Genomic DNA, 17,605 nt, shown 5'->3' on the forward strand with positions numbered 1-17,605 from the left:
CCGTTGACGTGGTCGTCGCGAGCCACCAGAGTCCGCCCGCAACCGCGGACCAGCGGCGAAACGATAGGGACGAGTGGCGTGCAGAACGGCCAAGACAACCAGATTCGCCAAGACAATCAGATCCGCCAAGATAACCAGGTCCGCCAAGAGGACGAGATTCTTTGCGAGCGCCGCGGAGCCGCCGGCGTCGTCGTGCTGAACCGGCCCAAGGCGCTGAATGCGCTGACGCTCGGCATGGTCCGCGGCCTGCGTGCGGCCCTCGACGCCTGGGAGCACGACGACCAGGTCAAGCACGTGGTCGTGACCGGCGCCGGCGATCGCGCCTTCTGCGCGGGCGGCGATATTCGCACCCTCTACGAACAGGGCCGCAGCGGCCGGGCCGCCGACGCGCTGACGTTCTGGCGGGAAGAGTATCAGCTCAACGTCCGCATCAAGGAGTACGCCAAGCCCTACGTGGCGCTGGCCGAAGGCATCGTCATGGGCGGCGGTTTCGGTGTGTCCGTCCATGGCAGCCACCGGGTGGCGGGTGAGCGCTTTACCTTTGCCATGCCCGAGGTGGGTATCGGCTTCTTCCCCGACGTCGGCGCGACCTACACGCTGCCGCGCCTGCCGGGCGAGATCGGCACCTGCCTGGCGCTGACCGGCGACCGCGTCGGCCAGGCCGAGGCGCTGGCGCTCGGGCTCGCCACCCACGCGGCCCCCTCGGGCGATCTTGCGCTGCTTCGGGACAAGCTCATCGCCGGCGAGCCGGTGGCGAGCGTGCTGGAGGGGCTCGACGCGGAACCGAAGAACTCGCCGCTGATGGCCGAGCAGGATCTCATCGATCACTGCTTCGGGGCATCGACGGTGTTGGAGATCCTGGCCCGCCTCGACGAGGCGGCGGCCCGTTCGCCGTTCGCCGCCAAGACGGCCGCTACGATCAGGACGAAATCGCCGACGAGCCTGGCGCTGACCTTGGAGCAGATGCGCCGCGGTCGCGGCATCGGCTTCCGTGACGCGATGCAGCTCGAATACCGGGTCGTCTCACGCATCGCCCAGGGCCACGATTTCTATGAAGGCGTACGCGCCGTCATCGTCGACAAGGACCAGTCGCCGCAATGGCGGCCCGAGCGGCTGGAGCAGGTGAGCAAGGCCGACATCGAGGCCTATTTCGCGCCGCTCGGCACGGACGAGCTGTCGTTCTAGAGCATCGGATCCGGGCGACCATCGGTCTTGAGATAGATGACGATACTGAAGGGCCTCCTGGCGAAGCGCGATCAGGCTTCCGACCGCGCGGAGCGCGGCGTGATCGAGGCGCTGCGCGAAAGCACGGGCGTCGCGCACATCCGCTGGAGCCGCATCCTCGTCTGGTTCCTGCGCCTGATGGCGGTGGTGTGGATGGTCCTCGGGCTCAGCACCTGGGCCGACATCCTGGGCATCCTGCCGGCGGTGGCGCCGTTCGAGGACCGGACGTTCGGCGCGCAGGCGACATTGGTCTATTTCGCGGTGCTCAACCTCGTCGCGGCCGTCGGCCTGTGGCTGACCAGCACGTGGGGCGGCATCATGTGGCTGCTCGCGGTCATGAGCCAGTTGATCCTGGCCATTTTCGTGCCGCGTGCGGTCGCCAGCGGCGGCTTCACCATCGTCATGTTCAGCCTGCTGATCGCGATCTATCTGACGATCTCATGGCTCGCCGCCCACGATCAGGAGTGAGAGACTGGGATGGCCGGGCCCTGCTGCCGGACGGGGCGCTGTTGCTGAATCGACACGATCGCGTGTCCCCGCCGCGCCGGGCGCCGTCAAAGCTTGCGGTGCCACAAAAAGGCCGGACTGCTCATCGTTTGGTAACCCCGCAAGGCTAAGGAAGACGCCGACGGCGCCGTGCCAAAGCCGGAAATTCGCCCAGCTCTCTTCCAAGCGTCGCAATCGCGCAGTTCGAGGACAATACTCTTGAAGCTCCGCATGCCCGATCTCCTCCAGCCCAAACTCTCGATGTATGCGTCTCGGGCGCTCGCCCTGAGCGCGATGGTCGCTGCTCCGCTCGCCACTCTGGTGGCGGCCGCGCCCGCCTCCGCGCAGCAACTGGCGCTGGGCGGTGAGCAGGCGGAGTGGAGCCAGCCCTATGATTCCGCGGCTCGCAGCCGCGTGCAGCGCTCCTCTACGCCGATCCTGTCGCCGGGAACGTTCGAGGGCACGGAGCAGGCGATCGCGCGCTACCGCGAGATCGCCGCCTCCGGCGGGTGGCAGCCGGTGTCGCCGGCGGGCAGGCTCAAGCTGGGTTCCCGCGGCCCGGCGGTGACGGCGCTGCGCCAGCGGCTGATCCAGTCCGGCGATATGCAGCCGACCGGCGGCGCCTCCGAGGTGTACGATTCGTACGTCGAAGCCGGGGTGAAGCGCTTCCAGGCGCGCCATGGCCTCAACGCCACCGGCGTCCTCAACAACGCGACCGTCGTCGCACTCAACGTCCCGGCCAGCACGCGCCTGAAGCAGCTCGAGACCAATCTGGTCCGGCTGCGTTCGTTCTCGGGCAACCTCGGGCAGCGCTACGTCATCGTCAACATCCCGGCGGCCCTGGTCGAGACGGTCGAGAACGGCCAGGTCGTGACCCGCCATGCCGCCGGCGTCGGCAAGATCGACCGCCAGTCGCCGATCATGAATGCCAAGATCACAGAGATCAATTTCAATCCATTCTGGACGGTGCCGGCGTCGATCATCCGCAAGGACCTCATCCCCAAGATGCAGGCCGACTCGAATTACCTGACCGACAACAAGATCCGCATCTACAGCAAGGACGGCAACGAGGTTCAGCCGAGCCAGATCAACTGGCGCTCGAACGAGGCCACGAACTACATGTTCCGGCAGGATCCCGGCGCGGACCTCAATTCCATGGGCTTCGTGCGCATCAACATCCCGAACCCGCACGGCGTCTACATGCACGACACGCCCGCCAAGGGCATCTTCGGCGACGATTTCCGCTTCGTGTCGTCCGGCTGCGTGCGCGTGCAGAACGTTCGCGACTACGTCGCCTTCCTGCTGAAGGACACGCCCGGCTGGGATTCGGAGCGGATCGCCCAGGCGATCGCGTCCGGCAACCGGATCGACGCGCGCCTGAGCGAGGCGGTGCCGGCCTACTGGATCTACGTCACGGCCTGGGCGACGCCCGACGGCATGGTGCAGTTCCGCGACGACATCTACAACCGCGATGGCCTCGGCCCGGCAGCGGCCATGGCGGCTGCCGCCGCCGACCAGGTCCCCGCGGCCCACTGAGCACGCCTCTGCTCAACGCCTGTTCGAACGTCATGGCCGGGTTTTGACCCGGCCATACTGTTTTTGAACGCCGCGCGGCTTCCGCCAGCTTCGCCGTCGCCCGTCCGACCGCCCCACGGTCACAACCGGCTCCTAGCTCCCTTGCCGTCGCGGTTGGCTGGCCGGGAGGGGCGTGCTAAGGACCGCCGTCCGCCGAAGCCTGAATCGCGGGGGCATCGCGATCGAGCATCCGCCGACACCCGACCCCATATGGCGAGGCATTGGATCACGTCGGTCGAGCCGGCGGTAGCAATGGCGAGGTGCCCCATGACCGCGAGCGAGACGAAACCACACCTCTCCAACAGTTTCTTTTCGGCGTCACTGGCCGACAGCGACCCGGAGATCGCGCGCGCCGTTGACCTTGAGCTTGGCCGTCAGCGCGACGAGGTCGAGCTGATCGCCTCGGAGAACATCGTCTCGCGCGCCGTGCTGGAAGCGCAGGGCTCGGTCCTCACCAACAAATATGCCGAGGGCTATCCGCGTCGCCGCTACTACGGCGGCTGCCAGTTCGTCGACATCGCCGAGGACCTGGCCATCGAGCGCGCGCGCCGGCTGTTCGGCTGCGGCTTCGCCAACGTCCAGCCCAATTCGGGCTCCCAGGCGAACCAGGCGGTGTTTCTCGCCCTGCTCAAGCCCGGCGACACCTTCATGGGGCTCGATCTCGCAGCCGGTGGGCACCTCACCCACGGGGCGCCGCCGAACATGTCCGGCAAGTGGTTCAAGCCGGTGCACTACACCGTCCGGCGCGACGATCAGCGCATCGACATGGACGACGTCGCCCGCCTCGCCCGCGAGCACAAGCCCAGGCTCATCATCGCCGGTGGCTCCGCCTATTCGCGGCATTGGGACTTCGCCCGCTTCCGCGAGATCGCCGACGAAGTCGGCGCCTATTTCATGGTCGACATGGCGCACTTCGCCGGCCTCGTGGCCGGCGGCTCCCATCCGTCCCCGTTCCCGCACGCCCATGTGGTGACCACCACCACCCACAAGACGTTGCGCGGTCCCCGCGGCGGCATGATCCTCAGTGACGACGAGGAGATGGCCAAGAAGATCAACTCGGCGATCTTCCCGGGCCTGCAGGGGGGCCCGTTGATGCATGTCATCGCCGCCAAGGCTGTGGCTTTCGGCGAGGCGCTGCGGCCGGATTTCAAGATCTACTCGCATGGGGTGGTGGAGAACGCGAAAGCCTTGGCCGCGACGCTCGCCGCGGGCGGCTATGCGCTCGTCGCCGGGGGCACCGACAACCATCTGATGCTGGTCGACCTGCGCTCGAAGGGCCTGACCGGCAAGGCGGCGGAGGCGGCGCTGGGGCGGGCCCACATCACCTGCAACAAGAACGGCGTTCCCTTCGACCCGGAGAAGCCGATGATCACCTCCGGCATCCGCCTCGGCACGCCGGCGGCGACGTCGCGCGGCTTCGGCGTCGCCGAGTTCAAGCATGCCGGCGATATGATCGTGCGGGTGCTGGATGGTCTTGCCAAGACGGGCGAGGACGGCAATGCCGAGCTCGAGCAGGAAATCGTCGCCGAGGTGAAGGACCTGACGCGCCGTTTCCCCATCTACGCCTGAGCCGTCGGCGCGGCACGAGGGTCGGCGATGCGTTGTCCGTATTGCGGCAGCCTGGATACGCAGGTGAAGGATTCGCGGCCGACGGACGATTCGTCCGCCATCCGCCGGCGACGCATATGCCCCGACTGCGGCGGCCGCTTCACGACGTTCGAGCGTGTGCAGCTGCGCGAGCTCATCCTGATCAAGCGCTCCGGCCGCCGCGTGCCGTTCGACCGCGACAAGCTGCAGCGCTCCGTCGAGGTGGCGCTGCGCAAGCGGCCGGTCGACGCGGATCGCATCGAGCGGCTCATCAACGGCATCGTGCGTCAGCTCGAGAGCATGGGCGATAGCGAGATCCCCAGCGAGAAGGTCGGCGAGCTCGTCATGGCCGGGCTGAAGAGCCTGGACGACGTGGCTTACGTGCGCTTCGCGTCGGTTTACCGCAACTTCCGTGAAGCCAAGGATTTCGGCGACATCATCGGCGAGCTCGCGGGCGAGGACGGCGCGCCTGCGGATGATAAGCTGGTGTGATGATCGCCACGGTCGACGGCATTGCGACGGCGGCAGCTACCGCCGGTGCGGGGAGCGCCCGCCGGGAGGCTGACGACGACGCGCGGTTCATGCGCCAGGCGCTGGCGCTCGGGCATCGCAATCTCGGCCACACGTGGCCCAATCCGTCCGTCGGCGCGATCCTGGTGCAGCCCTCCGCGCGTGGCCCTGTCGTGGTCGGCCGCGGCGCCACGCAGCCGGGCGGCCGGCCCCACGCCGAGGTCGTGGCGCGCGCGCAGGCCGGCGATGCGGCGCGCGGCGCCACCCTGTACGTGACCCTGGAGCCCTGCTCGCACGTGGGCCGGACGGGGCCATGCGCCGACGCCATGATCGCAGCCGGCGTCACCCGGGTCGTTTCGGCGATCGAGGATCCCAATCCGCTGGTTGCCGGGCACGGCCATGCACGGCTGATGGCGGCTGGGGTGGAGGTGGTCGTCGGGGTCGACGCCGAAGCGGCGCGCCGGGCCCACCTCGGTCATTTCACCCGCATCCGCCACGGCAGGCCCTCCGTCACGCTGAAGCTTGCCCAGACCCTCGACGGCTTCGCCGCCCGCGCCGGCGGCCCCCGCCTGACGATCACCGGAGCGGCCGCCAATGCGCGCGTGCACCTCATGCGCGCCCACGCCGACGGCATCCTCGTCGGCCTGGGCACCGTGCTCGCGGACGATCCCGCCCTGACCGTCAGGCTGCCGGGAATGGCCGACAGCTCGCCGGTCCGCGTCGTCTTCGACAGCCAGCTGAATATCCCTCCCACGGCCCGCATCGTCGCGACTGCCCGCGATGTGCCGACCTGGATCGTCGCCGCTGAGAGCGCCCCGGTGGCGCGGGAGGCGGCGCTGCTGGCCGCGGGGGCGGAGGTCCTGCGCGTCGAGGCCGCCGGCTCTGCCGGCCGGCTCGATCCGGCCGCGGCGCTACGCCTGCTCGCAACCCGGGGCCTGACCCGCGTGTTCTGCGAGGGAGGGCCCGGACTGGCGGACGCGCTGGCGACGGCCGATCTCATCGACGAAGCCGTCATCGTCACCGGCGACACCCGTCTGGGCGGGGCGGGCCTCGCCGCCATCGGCCCGGCGCTCGCCCGCGTCGTGGCGGGCATGCGGGCCTTGGAGCCCCTGCCGGCCGGACGCGATCGCTTCGCATTCTACGAGAGGCTGCCCTGATGTTTACCGGGATCGTCACCGATTTGGGCGAGGTCATCGCCGCCGAGGACCACGCCGGCAAGCTGCGCCGGTTGCGCATCGCGTCGAGCTACGACCCTGCGGGCATTGCCATCGGGGCCTCGATCGCCTGTTCGGGGCCTTGCCTGACCGTCGTGGCCGTCGGGCCGCATGGGAAGGGCGCATGGTTCGAGGCGGATGTGGCGGCCGAGACGCTCGACCGCACCAACGCCGGCCGATGGCAGGTCGGCACCCGCCTCAACCTGGAGCGTTCGCTGAAGATCGGCGACGAGCTGGGCGGCCACATCGTCACCGGCCACATCGACGGCCTGGCGCAACTGGTCGGCCGTGACGAGATCACCGATGCGGACGGGCCCTGGGGCGCCACCGCGCGCTTCACCATCCGCGCTCCGGCGAACCTGGCGCGCTTCATCGCCGAGAAGGGATCGGTGGCCCTGGACGGGACATCGCTCACCGTCAACAGCGTCGAGCGCGATCTCTTCAGCGTCCTGATCATTCCGCACACGCTCGACGTCACCACGTGGGGCCTCCGCCGGGCCGGCGACGAGGTCAACCTCGAAGTCGATTTGATGGCGCGCTACGCGGCGCGGCTTGCCGAGGCGCAGGCGAGCGGGTACTGACGCCTCCTGCTCATCTCACATCGACGTGAGGCCGCCGGCCGCTGGTCCGAGGGTTTGCCTAAGTAGGATTTCCAAGGCCGTCCAACGGGCGGGCTTGGAAAGCCTGCATCATTTAAAAAAGTCCTAGGTGAAATTTGCGGACCGGAACCGTGTTCCGGTCCGCAAATTTCAGCTTTGAGGCATCTCCGGTGCCGCAATTGGAAGGTCTCGACGTATGGTCGCACCGCGCCGCTCGGCATCCGCGTCCGTTTCGCTCGCGGGCGCCCGCGTCCTCGTCGTCGAGGCGCGCTATTACGAGGATCTCGCCGACGAATTGCTCGCCGGGGCCGTGGCGGCGATCGAGGCGGCCGGCGCACGCTATGAGGTGGTGACGGTTCCCGGCGCGCTGGAGATTCCGTCGGCCATCGCTATCGCCGTGGATGGGGCGGCGGCTACGGCCGAGCCGTTCGAGGCGGCGGTGGCGCTGGGTTGCGTCATCCGTGGCGAGACGGCTCATTTCGATATCGTCGCGGGCGAGAGCGCACGCGCCCTGATGGACCTGTCCGTCGATCGCCGGCTGCCGCTCGGCAACGGCATCCTCACCGTCGAGACCGACGAGCAGGCCTGGGCCCGGGCGCGGGTCTCGGACATGAACAAGGGCGGTGGCGCGGCCGAGGCGGCGCTTGCCGTGCTGCGTATCAAACGGGCGGCTGTGCATGGCTGAGATGGCGCGCGGGCAGATGCGGAGTGCGGCCCGCCTGGCGGCGGTGCAGGCGCTTTACGAGATGGAGGTGTCCGGCAAGGGCGTGCTGGAGGCCATGGCCGAGTTCGAGGCCCATTGGATCGGCCGCGAAGTGGAGGGGGTCGAGTTCCAGCCCGCCGAGGCCGCCTTCTTCCGTGACATCCTGCGTGGCGTCGTGCGCGAGCAGAGCGCCATCGACCGCCGTGTGGACGAGGCGCTCGTGGCCAAATGGCCGTTGAAGCGCATCGAGCCGGTGCTGCGTGCCGTGCTGCGAGCGGGCGCCTACGAGCTGCTGCACCGTCGCGACGTGCCGGCGCGGGCCGCCATATCCGAGTACGTCGACGTCACGCGCGCCTTCTACGACGGCGAAGAGGTGGGGCTCGTCAACGCCGTCCTCGACCAGCTTGCCCGCCAGACCCGGGCCGACGAGCTCGGCAAGCGCGCCTGACCGGCCGCCGCGGCGTCCGGCGCATTCAGCCGCGATCGGCGGCGAGGGAGGCCCGCCATGGGGAGCGGCCCGCTGTCGGAAGACGACCTGATCGCCATCATCTTCGCTCCGCTGGCCGGGCCAGGCAGCCTGGGGCTGGCGGACGACGTCGCGCTGCTCTCGTTGCCCGACGGGCATGAGCTGGTCGCGACCACGGACGGGGTCGTGGCAGGCGTGCATTTCTTCGCCGACGATCCCCCCGAGTCGATTGCCCGCAAGGCCCTACGCGTCAATTTGTCCGACCTGGCCGCCAAGGGCGCGGAGCCGCTGGGCTTCCTGCTGACCCTGGCCCTGCAGGAGGGGTGGGAATTGCCGTGGCTGGAGGCGTTCGCCCGTGGGCTCGGCGGCGACGCGGCGGCCTACAGGTGCCCGCTCGTCGGCGGCGACACCGTCCGCACGCCCGGGCCTCTCTCCGTGTCGATCACCGCCCTCGGCCATCTGCCGCGCGGCACGATGGTGAAGCGGACGGCTGCCCGGGCCGGTGACATCCTGGCCGTGACCGGCACGGTCGGCGACGCGGCGCTGGGCCTCGGCTTGCGCCTCGGCGCAGGCGCGGGGGCCGCACCGGCTTGGGCCGACGCCCTGAGCGAGGCCGAGCGGACGCACCTCCTCGACCGCTACCTGCACCCGCAGCCGCGTCTGACGCTGGCGCCGGCCATGCGGGCACATGCCCGCTGCGCCATGGATATTTCCGACGGGCTGGTCGGCGATCTGCGCAAGATGCTGCGCGTGTCCGGGGTCTCCGCCCGCGTCGATCTCGACCGCGTCCCGCTGTCGCCCGCGGCACACCGCGCGCTGTCGGCGGATGCATCGCTGGCCATGACCATCTTTGCCGGCGGCGATGACTACGAGTTGCTCGTCACCGCCGACCCCGCCGAGTTCGGGGCGCTGCGGCAGGTGGCGAAGGCGGCTGGGCTGGGCTTGTCCGTGATCGGCGACGTGGTTGCCGGAACCGTCCCCCCGACCTTCACCTCCGCCGGGCGCGCGGTCGCCTTCGCGCGGGGCTCCTACAGCCACTTCTGAACATCGCGCCCGGCCGCCGATCGCCGCGGCGGCGCTCCTTCGCGTTGCTCGAACTTCAAACGTGTTGCAACGCGACATCGCTTGCGCAGCGATCCAGTATTTGCGCCACAACCCGGCTTATGCCGTTTGCCTTGATGGCGAAACTTTGGCAGTCATGGACCGCCCCTCAGAGTGGGGTGGGATCGGTCGTGCCGCACCCCAGACAGGGCGGTCGCCGGTGACCAACAATGTCAGGGAAGAAAAAAGCATGACCGCACTGCTGATCATTATCGCTTTAGGGGCGCTATCCATCGTCTACGGCGTCGTGACCATCCGATCCGTGATGGCCGCGGACGCCGGCAGCGCGCGCATGCAGGAGATCGCCGGCGCCATCAGCGAAGGCGCGCAGGCCTATCTCAAGCGGCAATACCTCACGATCGGCCTGGTCGGCATCGTGCTCTTTGCTCTCCTTGCCTGGCTGCTCGGTATCCTCGTCGCCGTCGGCTTCGCCGTCGGTGCGATCCTGTCCGGCGCCGCCGGCTTCATCGGCATGAACGTGTCGGTCCGCGCCAACGTCAGAACTGCGCAGGCGGCGGCCGGCTCGCTCGGGGCCGGTCTGGACATCGCCTTCAAGTCGGGCGCCGTCACGGGCATGCTGGTGGCCGGCCTCGCGCTGCTCGGCGTGGCGGTCTACTACGCGGTGCTGACGGTCGGCCTCGGCCATCAACCGGGCGAGCGCATCGTCGTCGACGCCCTGGTGGCGCTGGGCTTCGGCGCATCGCTCATCTCGATCTTCGCCCGTCTCGGCGGCGGCATCTTCACCAAGGGTGCGGACGTCGGCGGCGACCTCGTCGGCAAGGTGGAAGCCGGCATCCCGGAAGACGATCCGCGCAACCCGGCGACCATCGCCGACAACGTGGGCGACAACGTCGGCGACTGCGCCGGCATGGCCGCCGACCTGTTCGAGACCTATGCAGTCACCGTGGTCGCAACCATGGTGCTGGCCGCCATCTTCTTCGCCGGCACGCCGCTGCTCGGCTCGGCGATGCTCTATCCCCTGGCGATCTGCGCAACCTGCATCGTGACCTCGATCGCCGGCAGCTATTTCGTCAAGCTGGGTGCCAACCAGTCGATCATGGGCGCCCTCTACAAGGGGCTGATCGCCACCGCCTTGCTCTCCGTCGTCGGGCTGGCGCTGGCGACCCAGTTCGTGACCGGCTGGGGCGATCTGGCCGCCGCCAACGGCGCCGTGTTCAACGGCTTCCACCTGTTCATCTGCGGCCTGGTCGGGCTCGTGGTGACGGGGCTGATCGTCTGGATCACCGAATACTACACCGGCACCAATTTCCGCCCGGTGCGGTCCATCGCCCAGTCGTCCGTGACCGGTCATGGCACCAACGTCATCCAGGGGCTGGCGGTGTCGCTGGAAGCAACGGCGTTGCCGACGATCGTCATCGTCGCCGGCATCATCGTGGCCTACAAGCTCGCCGGTCTGTTCGGCATCGCCATCGCCGTAACGACGATGCTCAGCCTCGCCGGCATGATCGTGGCGCTCGACGCCTTCGGCCCGGTGACTGACAACGCCGGCGGCATCGCCGAGATGGCCGGCCTCCCCAAGGAGGTCCGCAAGTCGACCGACGCCCTCGACGCGGTCGGCAACACCACCAAGGCGGTGACCAAAGGCTACGCCATCGGCTCGGCCGGCCTCGGTGCTTTGGTGCTGTTCGCGGCTTATAACGAGGACCTCAAGTTCTTCACCGCCAACGCGGCCCGCTTCCCGTACTTCCAGGGCGTCAACGTCGACTTCTCGCTGGCCAATCCCTACGTCGTGGTCGGCCTGCTGCTCGGCGGCCTGATCCCGTTCCTGTTCGGCGGCATCGCCATGACCGCGGTGGGGCGCGCGGCCGGGTCCGTCGTCGAAGAGGTGCGGCGCCAGTTCCGCGAGAAGCCGGGCATCATGGAAGGGCGTGACCGGCCCGACTATGCACGCGCGGTCGACATGCTGACCAAGGCGGCGATCCGCGAGATGATCGTACCGTCCCTGCTGCCCGTGCTGGCGCCGATCGTGCTCTACGTCGTGATCAATGCGGTGGCGGGCAAGAGCCAGGCGTTCGCCGCAGTGGGCGCCATGCTGCTCGGCGTCATCGTCACCGGTCTCTTCGTCGCCATTTCGATGACCTCGGGCGGCGGCGCCTGGGACAACGCCAAGAAGTCGTTCGAGGACGGCTTCACCGACGCCTCCGGCGTCGTGCACCACAAGGGCTCGGAGGCGCACAAGGCCTCGGTCACCGGTGACACGGTCGGTGACCCCTACAAGGACACCGCGGGTCCCGCGGTCAATCCTGCGATCAAGATCACCAACATCGTGGCGCTGCTGCTGCTCGCCGTGCTGTCCCATATGGGCTGAACCGGCGCGCGGGGGCGCCGCGCTATCCATGCAACAAAGCCCGCGGCGATGCCGCGGGCTTTTTCGTAAGGGAGGCCGGAGCGCTTTCCGCCGCCCGGATGAGCCCATCCGAGCGGGTGCGGCTCGCGGGCCGTCAGACGCCGAACGGGTTGAGGTTGCCCGCGCCCATGCCCTTGAACATCTGACGGATGAACGACCGCTCCTGGCCGCTGGTGGGCGTGGAGCGGCTGATGAAGTCGAACACCTCGCCGTCCTGGACGCCGTATAGAGCGACCCGCTCAACCTTGAAATTCTTGTCGAAATATATCGCGGCGACACGCTGGTCGGTCAACGACGGCTCGAGGAAGTTGACCCGACGCGTGCGCACCTGAGTAATGTAATAGAATGTCTTGTTGCCGACCGTCGACACGGTCGACGGCGTGCCCATCGTCTGCAACACGGTATCGACGCTGGTCCCCGCCTTCACGGCCGACAGCGCCTTCTCGTCGAACATGTAGCCGTGTACGATCACTTCGCTGGCGCACCCGCCGAGCGCCAGCGCCGACGTGGCCAGCGCTGCCGCGGTGAGGACGCCTCTCATCGAAGCCAAAGCCATCTATTCACCTTTTCTGGTCGAGCGGCGCGGTGTAGGAGCGTCGAGCTTGCGCCTGATCGGGCGTTGGGGTTAGCGCGCGTCCGTGGCGATGGCAAGGCGGCGCCTCACCTCGGTATAATATCGCCCGGTCTTCCTGACGTTTGGTAAAAGCCCGATCCCATGGTCTTCAAGCTGTTCAAAGGCAATCCGCGGCAGGCTGCGATCGATGCCCTCTATGGGCGCATCGTCGAGACATCGCGGCAGCCGGCGCTGTACCGCCTGCACGGCGTTCCCGATACCACCCAGGGGCGGTTCGAGAGCTTGGCGCTGCACGTCGTGCTTGTGCTGCGCCGTCTCCGGCAGCTGCCGCCGCCGGCGGCCGAGGTGGCGCAGGAGCTGGTCGATACGACGTTCGAGCAGATCGAGCATGCCTTCCGCGAGATCGGTATCGGCGACACGACTGTCCCCAAGCGCATGAAGACGATCGCCAAGTCGTTCTATGGCCGGGCCGAGCGCTATGACGCCGGGCTCGACGACGAGACCGATGGCGCACTGGCGGAGGCGCTGGCGCGCAATATCTTGGATTCGGGCGAGCCGGCGCCGGGGCTCGCCGCCTATGCGCGGGCGGCCGAGGCCGCACTGGCGCGCTTCGACCTCGACGACCTGCTCGGCGCCGGCGCGCGCGCGTCGCAGGGGGCGCTGCCGCCTTTGGCGCCGGACCCGGCATCATTTGCGAGGAGGGCGTCATGACCGGCCCATTATCGAAGCCTCCGCTGTCGCGCATGGTCGACGTGGCGGATATTCCGCCGGAAGGCCTTCACATCGCCATCGAGGCTACCAGCGCCGAGCGGGAGGCCATGGCCGCCGCGTTCGATCTGGTTGCGCTGCCGCGCTTCGTCGCCTCCTTCGATCTTGCGGGCACGGCGAGGCGCCTCAAGATCCGCGGCCACGTCGAGGCCGATGTTCGCCAGACGTGCGTGGTGACGCTCGACGCGTTCGACGATCAGGTGCGCGAGGACGTGGACGTGACCTTCTCGGAGGACATTCCGGCGGAAGGCGGCATTCCGGAAACGGAGGACGACGGCAGCAGCCGGCGCGAGGTGCCCGATCCCATCATCGATGGGCAGATCGACCTGGGTGCGCTCGCGGCGGAGTTCCTGGCGCTCGGCATCGATCCCTATCCGCGCAAGCCTGGCGCGGAGTTCACCTACTCCCCCGACGAGTCCGGCGTGTCGCCGTTCTCCGGCCTGGCGCGGCTCAAAGGCCCGCGGGCCGACGGGGAGAGCTGACCGGCCGGGATAGGCGCTGGTGCGCTTGGCGATCGGGCGGACTCACCCAATCGCAACGAAGCGCTCCAGATTCAAAGAGTTGGAGCATGTCGCAATCGGCTGATCTCATCGCCGCTGCGAAAATGCTCGGGAGCGGCGCACGCGCCGGTGGAATTCGGAGTTGCCGTTTCTATGCTCTCTGTCTCAGCAAAAGCGCTTGCGACGGGCCGACGAGACGCTATTGTCCGCCCGCGCCGCGCGTTTCGCAGGGCGGATGTTGAGCCGTAGGGCCAGGGATCCTTTTAACGACACATGTCCCGTTCCGTCCGCATTGCGATCGACGCCATGGGTGGTGACAATGGAGCGTCGGTCACGATCCGAGGTGCCGCGATCGCCCTGGAGCGCCGACCCGATCTGAGCTTCATCATCACGGGCAACGAGCGGATTGTCGGTCCGTTGCTGGTCGAGCATCCCAAGCTGAAGGCCGTCTCGACCCTGCGCCACAGCGAGATTGCCGTGGCCATGGACGCCAAGCCGAGCCAGGCGCTCCGCGCGGGCCGATATCATTCGTCCATGTGGATGGCGCTCGAGGCGGTCAAGAAGGGCGATGCCGAGATCGCCGTATCCGCCGGCAACACGGGCGCGCTCATGGCCATGGCCCGCTTCTGCCTGAAGCCCATGGGCGAGATCGAGCGACCGGCAATCGCGGGCATCTGGCCGACGGTTCGCGGTGAGAGCATCGTGCTCGACGTGGGCGCCAGCATCGGCGCGGATGCCCGGCACCTGGTCGATCTCGCCATCATGGGCGCCGCCATGGCGCGGGTCGTTTACGACATCGAGCGGCCCACGGTCGGTCTGCTGAATGTCGGGGTCGAAGAGATCAAGGGCAACGAAGCGGTCAAGGAGGCCGGCAAGATCCTGCGGGACTCCAACCTGCCCGGCCTGGACTATGTCGGCTTCGTCGAAGGCAACGACATCGGCAAAGGCACGGTCGACGTGGTCGTGACCGAAGGCTTCACCGGCAACATCGCCCTGAAGACCGCGGAGGGCACGGCCAAGCAGTTCGCAGAATACCTGCGGCGCGCCATGAGCCGGACACTGGCGGCCCGCATCGGCTATCTGTTCGCCCGGGGCGCCTTCGAGGCGCTGCGCGAGAAGATGGACCCGCGCCGCTCCAACGGCGGCGTCTTCCTGGGCCTCGAAGGCGTGGTGATCAAGAGCCATGGCGGGACCGATGCGGTCGGCTTCGCCAGCGCGATCGAGCTCGCCTACGACATGGCCCGTTTCGACCTGCTCGCCAACATCCGCGACATGGTCATGCGCAAGGCCGAGCCGCCGGCGGTGCCGGCTCGTGCCTGAGGAGAGATCGTCCGTGACCTGTTTGCGTTCCGTCGTGCGGGGCTGTGGCTCGTTTCTGCCCGCGCGCATCGTCACCAATGCTGAATTGGCCGAGAGCGTCGACACGTCCGACGAGTGGATCGTCCAGCGCAGCGGGATCAGCCAGCGGCGCATCGCCACCGATGATGAAACGACCTCTGTCCTCGGCATCAAGGCGGCCAGGGCGGCGCTCGACAACGCCGGGCTCGAGCCGCAGGACATCGACCTCATCATCTGCGCCACCTCGACGCCCGACTTCACCTTTCCCGCGACGGCGACTCAGATCCAGGCGGGGCTCGGCATCACCGCCGGCGTCGCCTTCGACGTGCAGGCGGTGTGTTCGGGCTTCGTCTTCGCCGTCGCGACGGCCGACAAGTTCCTGACCTCGGGCTCCCACAAGCGGGCGCTGGTCATCGGTGCGGAAACGTTCTCGCGCATCCTCGATTGGTCCGACCGCACCACCTGCGTTCTGTTCGGCGATGGGGCGGGCGCCGTGGTGCTCGAGGCCCAGAAGGCGGAAGGCGCTCCCACCGACCGCGGCGTCCTGACTTCGCATTTGCGCTCGGACGGACGTCATCGCAGCAAGCTCTACGTCGATGGCGGCCCGGGCTCCACGAAGACCGTCGGACATTTGCGCATGGAAGGGCGGGAGGTGTTCCGCCACGCTGTGGGCATGATCACCGACGTGATCGAGGATGCCTTTGCCGCGACCGGCACCAGTGCCGACGATCTCGATTGGTTTGTGCCGCACCAGGCCAACCGGCGTATCATCAATGCCAGCGCCGACAAGCTCGGCATTGCCCGCGACAAGGTCGTCGTCACCGTCGACCACCACGGCAATACATCTGCCGCATCGATCCCGCTGGCCCTCGCGGAGGCGACCGCGGATGGCCGGATCAAGCCGGGCGACCTGGTGATGATCGAGGCCATGGGCGGAGGCTTCACCTGGGGCAGTGCGCTCATACGGTGGTGAAGCCGGCTCACAATGTGGCCAAAGCCGCGGTAGCGATTGACCCGCTCGCGCCGGGCGATTAGCCTGTTTTTTCCGGGGGATAGGCGAGAGGTGGGGCGACATGACGGGACGCACGGTCACGCGCGCGGACCTTTGCGAGGCGGTCTACCAGAAGGTGGGGCTGTCGCGGACCGAATCGGCCGAGCTTGTCGAACGGGTCATCAAGGAGATTTGTGACTGCCTGGCACAGGGCGAGACCGTCAAGCTGTCGTCCTTCGGCTCCTTCGTCGTGCGCGAAAAGGGCCAGCGCATCGGCCGCAATCCCAAGACCGGTATCGAGGTGCCGATCGAGCCTCGTCGCGTCATGGTGTTCAAGCCGTCGAATGTGTTGAAGGCCAGGATCAACGGGGTGGAGCCCGTCGGCGAGGACTAGATCGGCCTCTCGATCACAGCTGCTGCGATCGTGCCTTCCCTGGCGTCGAGGGGCGGCTGGGGTCTGCTCTGCGGCCATCCGTGCGCCGGAGACGGGTACGTTCCCTGCGAGACGGCGGGCTTGTGCGCAGCCGGTTGTCGCTGCTGCGACCTGTCCTGTCGGACGGCTGCGCCGTTGTTCGGATGGACTCCCTCCGCGGATGCGACCATGCTCCGCGCTGGAGCGCTTCCCGGTCGGGTGGAATCGCCCGATCGGAGAGAAGCACTCCAACCCTCGGGCCGACGCACGGTCGGCGAGGGGAGCGAGCAACGGCAACCGGACCAGGGTCGTGACGGATAAAGCGTCGGTGGAGAAGAGCGCGGACGCCTTTCGCACCATCAGCGAGGTGGCCGACGAGCTCAATGTTCCCCAGCACGTCCTGCGCTTCTGGGAGACCCGGTTTGCGCAGATCAAGCCGCTGAAGCGCGGCGGCGGCCGCCGTTTCTACCGGCCGGACGACGTCGACCTGATTCGCGGCATTCGCCACCTCCTCTATGGCGAGGGCTATACGATCCGAGGTGTCCAACGCATCCTCAAGGAAGAGGGCGTGCGCTTCGTGCAGGCGGCGTGGCGGGAGGGCTGGTCGCCGCCGGCGGGGGCCAGCGCGCAGGCGTTCGAGGACGACCTGGAACCGGATCACGTGGGCGATGTCCCCGCCACCCCCCCCACCGCGGAGCGCCTGTCGGTCGCACTGGCGGCCACCACGCCGCGGCGAGAGCCCTATTTCATGTCAGGCAGCGAGGATCAGCGCACGAGCGAGCGTGGAGGGATGGGCCAAGCCGAGACGGAGCTACATCCTCAGACTCGGCACCCGCCCGTTGAGCCCCCGCAGCGCCCGGCCGCTCCAGCCGAGCCAGGCCTCGAATCGCTCTGGTCCGCCGAAGCCGGACGCGCCGCCGGCGCCGGTCCGCCTGCTCCGTCGCGAGGCGAGCGCGTGCCGGCGCAGGCCGAATCACCGGCGAGACCCGTGCAGCGGTTGTCGCTGGAGGGCCGCCGACGCCTGGAGGAGGCGCTTGCCGAGCTGATCGAATGCCGACGTCTTCTGGCGGCGGCGCGCACCGGTGGCGCCGAAGCCGCCGATTAGAGCATGTGCCGGCCCGCGCGGTGTTTCGACAGGCTTGGTCCGACCTTTGATCTCGCGTCGGATGGATCCGACGGATGTGAAATG

General features: G+C 68.3%; 18 protein-coding genes. 17 read left to right on the forward strand and 1 reads right to left on the reverse strand.

Features of this window, described 5'->3' with window-relative positions:
- Nucleotides 1-78: 78 nt before the first annotated feature.
- From ACZ5PO_RS23660 to ACZ5PO_RS23710, 11 genes are all read left to right on the forward strand, one after another.
- Nucleotides 79-1,185 (forward strand): enoyl-CoA hydratase/isomerase family protein, encoded by a 1,107-nt coding sequence (locus tag ACZ5PO_RS23660; protein ID WP_464184319.1) that lies wholly within the window; start codon nt 79-81, stop codon nt 1,183-1,185.
- A 36-nt stretch (nt 1,186-1,221) separates the two neighbouring features.
- Nucleotides 1,222-1,692, forward strand: coding sequence for a DUF6163 family protein (locus ACZ5PO_RS23665; RefSeq protein WP_464184321.1), 471 nt, complete (start codon nt 1,222-1,224; stop codon nt 1,690-1,692).
- Between the two features lie 279 nt (nt 1,693-1,971).
- A complete protein-coding gene (locus ACZ5PO_RS23670) occupies nt 1,972-3,246 on the forward strand; it encodes a L,D-transpeptidase family protein (RefSeq protein WP_464197000.1) in 1,275 nt (424 codons plus the stop codon).
- Nucleotides 3,247-3,552: 306 nt separating this feature from the next.
- Nucleotides 3,553-4,854, forward strand: a complete 1,302-nt coding sequence (gene glyA / locus ACZ5PO_RS23675; protein ID WP_464184323.1) for a serine hydroxymethyltransferase — start codon at nt 3,553-3,555, stop codon at nt 4,852-4,854.
- 27 nt (nt 4,855-4,881) lie between these two features.
- Entirely contained in the window at nt 4,882-5,364 is a 483-nt protein-coding gene (gene nrdR, locus ACZ5PO_RS23680; protein ID WP_464184324.1) for a transcriptional regulator NrdR, read from the forward strand.
- Complete coding sequence (gene ribD / locus ACZ5PO_RS23685; RefSeq protein ID WP_464184326.1) at nt 5,364-6,539, forward strand: bifunctional diaminohydroxyphosphoribosylaminopyrimidine deaminase/5-amino-6-(5-phosphoribosylamino)uracil reductase RibD; 1,176 nt, start codon at nt 5,364-5,366, stop codon at nt 6,537-6,539. The genes nrdR and ribD overlap by 1 nt, the downstream gene beginning before the upstream one ends.
- Nucleotides 6,539-7,177 carry a riboflavin synthase gene (locus ACZ5PO_RS23690; RefSeq protein ID WP_464184328.1) on the forward strand — a complete coding sequence of 213 codons (639 nt, stop codon included), beginning with the start codon at nt 6,539-6,541 and terminating at the stop codon, nt 7,175-7,177. Before ribD ends, ACZ5PO_RS23690 begins: the two co-directional genes overlap by 1 nt.
- Before the next feature lie 214 nt (nt 7,178-7,391).
- Complete coding sequence (gene ribH, locus ACZ5PO_RS23695) at nt 7,392-7,880, forward strand: 6,7-dimethyl-8-ribityllumazine synthase (protein ID WP_464184329.1); 489 nt, start codon at nt 7,392-7,394, stop codon at nt 7,878-7,880.
- A gap of 1 nt (nt 7,881) precedes the next feature.
- Nucleotides 7,882-8,346, forward strand: coding sequence for a transcription antitermination factor NusB (gene nusB / locus ACZ5PO_RS23700; protein ID WP_464197002.1), 465 nt, complete (start codon nt 7,882-7,884; stop codon nt 8,344-8,346).
- Between the two features lie 57 nt (nt 8,347-8,403).
- On the forward strand, nt 8,404-9,408 hold the full coding sequence (gene thiL / locus ACZ5PO_RS23705) for a thiamine-phosphate kinase (protein ID WP_464184330.1): 1,005 nt from the start codon (nt 8,404-8,406) through the stop codon (nt 9,406-9,408).
- A 247-nt stretch (nt 9,409-9,655) separates the two neighbouring features.
- Nucleotides 9,656-11,794 (forward strand): sodium-translocating pyrophosphatase, encoded by a 2,139-nt coding sequence (locus tag ACZ5PO_RS23710; RefSeq protein ID WP_464184331.1) that lies wholly within the window; start codon nt 9,656-9,658, stop codon nt 11,792-11,794.
- 133 nt (nt 11,795-11,927) lie between these two features.
- Here the strand turns inward: ACZ5PO_RS23710 and ACZ5PO_RS23715 are convergent, their stop codons facing one another.
- Nucleotides 11,928-12,389, reverse strand: coding sequence for an outer membrane protein assembly factor BamE (locus ACZ5PO_RS23715; RefSeq protein ID WP_464184332.1), 462 nt, complete (start codon nt 12,387-12,389; stop codon nt 11,928-11,930).
- A 159-nt stretch (nt 12,390-12,548) separates the two neighbouring features.
- Here ACZ5PO_RS23715 and ACZ5PO_RS23720 point away from each other — a divergent pair, with 159 nt between their 5' ends.
- The 6 genes from ACZ5PO_RS23720 (at nt 12,549) to ACZ5PO_RS23745 (ending at nt 17,521) form a co-directional block, all read left to right on the forward strand.
- Entirely contained in the window at nt 12,549-13,118 is a 570-nt protein-coding gene (locus ACZ5PO_RS23720; protein ID WP_464184333.1) for a ubiquinol-cytochrome C chaperone family protein, read from the forward strand.
- The gene (locus tag ACZ5PO_RS23725; protein WP_464184335.1) at nt 13,115-13,657 is read left to right on the forward strand and encodes a YceD family protein; all 543 of its coding nucleotides are present in this window, start codon (nt 13,115-13,117) and stop codon (nt 13,655-13,657) included. Before ACZ5PO_RS23720 ends, ACZ5PO_RS23725 begins: the two co-directional genes overlap by 4 nt.
- Nucleotides 13,658-13,948: 291 nt before the next feature.
- Nucleotides 13,949-14,995 carry a phosphate acyltransferase PlsX gene (gene plsX, locus ACZ5PO_RS23730; RefSeq protein ID WP_464184337.1) on the forward strand — a complete coding sequence of 349 codons (1,047 nt, stop codon included), beginning with the start codon at nt 13,949-13,951 and terminating at the stop codon, nt 14,993-14,995.
- 13 nt (nt 14,996-15,008) lie between these two features.
- Complete coding sequence (locus ACZ5PO_RS23735; protein WP_464184338.1) at nt 15,009-15,986, forward strand: beta-ketoacyl-ACP synthase III; 978 nt, start codon at nt 15,009-15,011, stop codon at nt 15,984-15,986.
- Between the two features lie 100 nt (nt 15,987-16,086).
- Nucleotides 16,087-16,398 carry an integration host factor subunit alpha gene (locus ACZ5PO_RS23740; protein ID WP_464184339.1) on the forward strand — a complete coding sequence of 104 codons (312 nt, stop codon included), beginning with the start codon at nt 16,087-16,089 and terminating at the stop codon, nt 16,396-16,398.
- Nucleotides 16,399-16,744: 346 nt separating this feature from the next.
- Nucleotides 16,745-17,521 (forward strand): MerR family transcriptional regulator, encoded by a 777-nt coding sequence (locus ACZ5PO_RS23745; protein WP_464184340.1) that lies wholly within the window; start codon nt 16,745-16,747, stop codon nt 17,519-17,521.
- Nucleotides 17,522-17,605: the final 84 nt, after the last annotated feature.

The organism is Chelatococcus sp. KU-N122, assembly GCF_055391085.1.

Coding starts and splice junctions, on each gene's coding strand:
- ACZ5PO_RS23665 (WP_464184321.1), top strand. CDS start 1,222: ATGACGATACTGAAGGGCCTCCTGGCGAAGCGCGATCAGGCTTCCGAC.
- ACZ5PO_RS23670 (WP_464197000.1), top strand. CDS start 1,972: ATGTATGCGTCTCGGGCGCTCGCCCTGAGCGCGATGGTCGCTGCTCCG.
- glyA (WP_464184323.1), top strand. CDS start 3,553: ATGACCGCGAGCGAGACGAAACCACACCTCTCCAACAGTTTCTTTTCG.
- nrdR (WP_464184324.1), top strand. CDS start 4,882: ATGCGTTGTCCGTATTGCGGCAGCCTGGATACGCAGGTGAAGGATTCG.
- ribD (WP_464184326.1), top strand. CDS start 5,364: ATGATCGCCACGGTCGACGGCATTGCGACGGCGGCAGCTACCGCCGGT.
- ACZ5PO_RS23690 (WP_464184328.1), top strand. CDS start 6,539: ATGTTTACCGGGATCGTCACCGATTTGGGCGAGGTCATCGCCGCCGAG.
- ribH (WP_464184329.1), top strand. CDS start 7,392: ATGGTCGCACCGCGCCGCTCGGCATCCGCGTCCGTTTCGCTCGCGGGC.
- nusB (WP_464197002.1), top strand. CDS start 7,882: ATGGCGCGCGGGCAGATGCGGAGTGCGGCCCGCCTGGCGGCGGTGCAG.
- thiL (WP_464184330.1), top strand. CDS start 8,404: ATGGGGAGCGGCCCGCTGTCGGAAGACGACCTGATCGCCATCATCTTC.
- ACZ5PO_RS23710 (WP_464184331.1), top strand. CDS start 9,656: ATGACCGCACTGCTGATCATTATCGCTTTAGGGGCGCTATCCATCGTC.
- ACZ5PO_RS23715 (WP_464184332.1), bottom strand. CDS start 12,389: ATGGCTTTGGCTTCGATGAGAGGCGTCCTCACCGCGGCAGCGCTGGCC.
- ACZ5PO_RS23720 (WP_464184333.1), top strand. CDS start 12,549: ATGGTCTTCAAGCTGTTCAAAGGCAATCCGCGGCAGGCTGCGATCGAT.
- ACZ5PO_RS23725 (WP_464184335.1), top strand. CDS start 13,115: ATGACCGGCCCATTATCGAAGCCTCCGCTGTCGCGCATGGTCGACGTG.
- plsX (WP_464184337.1), top strand. CDS start 13,949: ATGTCCCGTTCCGTCCGCATTGCGATCGACGCCATGGGTGGTGACAAT.
- ACZ5PO_RS23740 (WP_464184339.1), top strand. CDS start 16,087: ATGACGGGACGCACGGTCACGCGCGCGGACCTTTGCGAGGCGGTCTAC.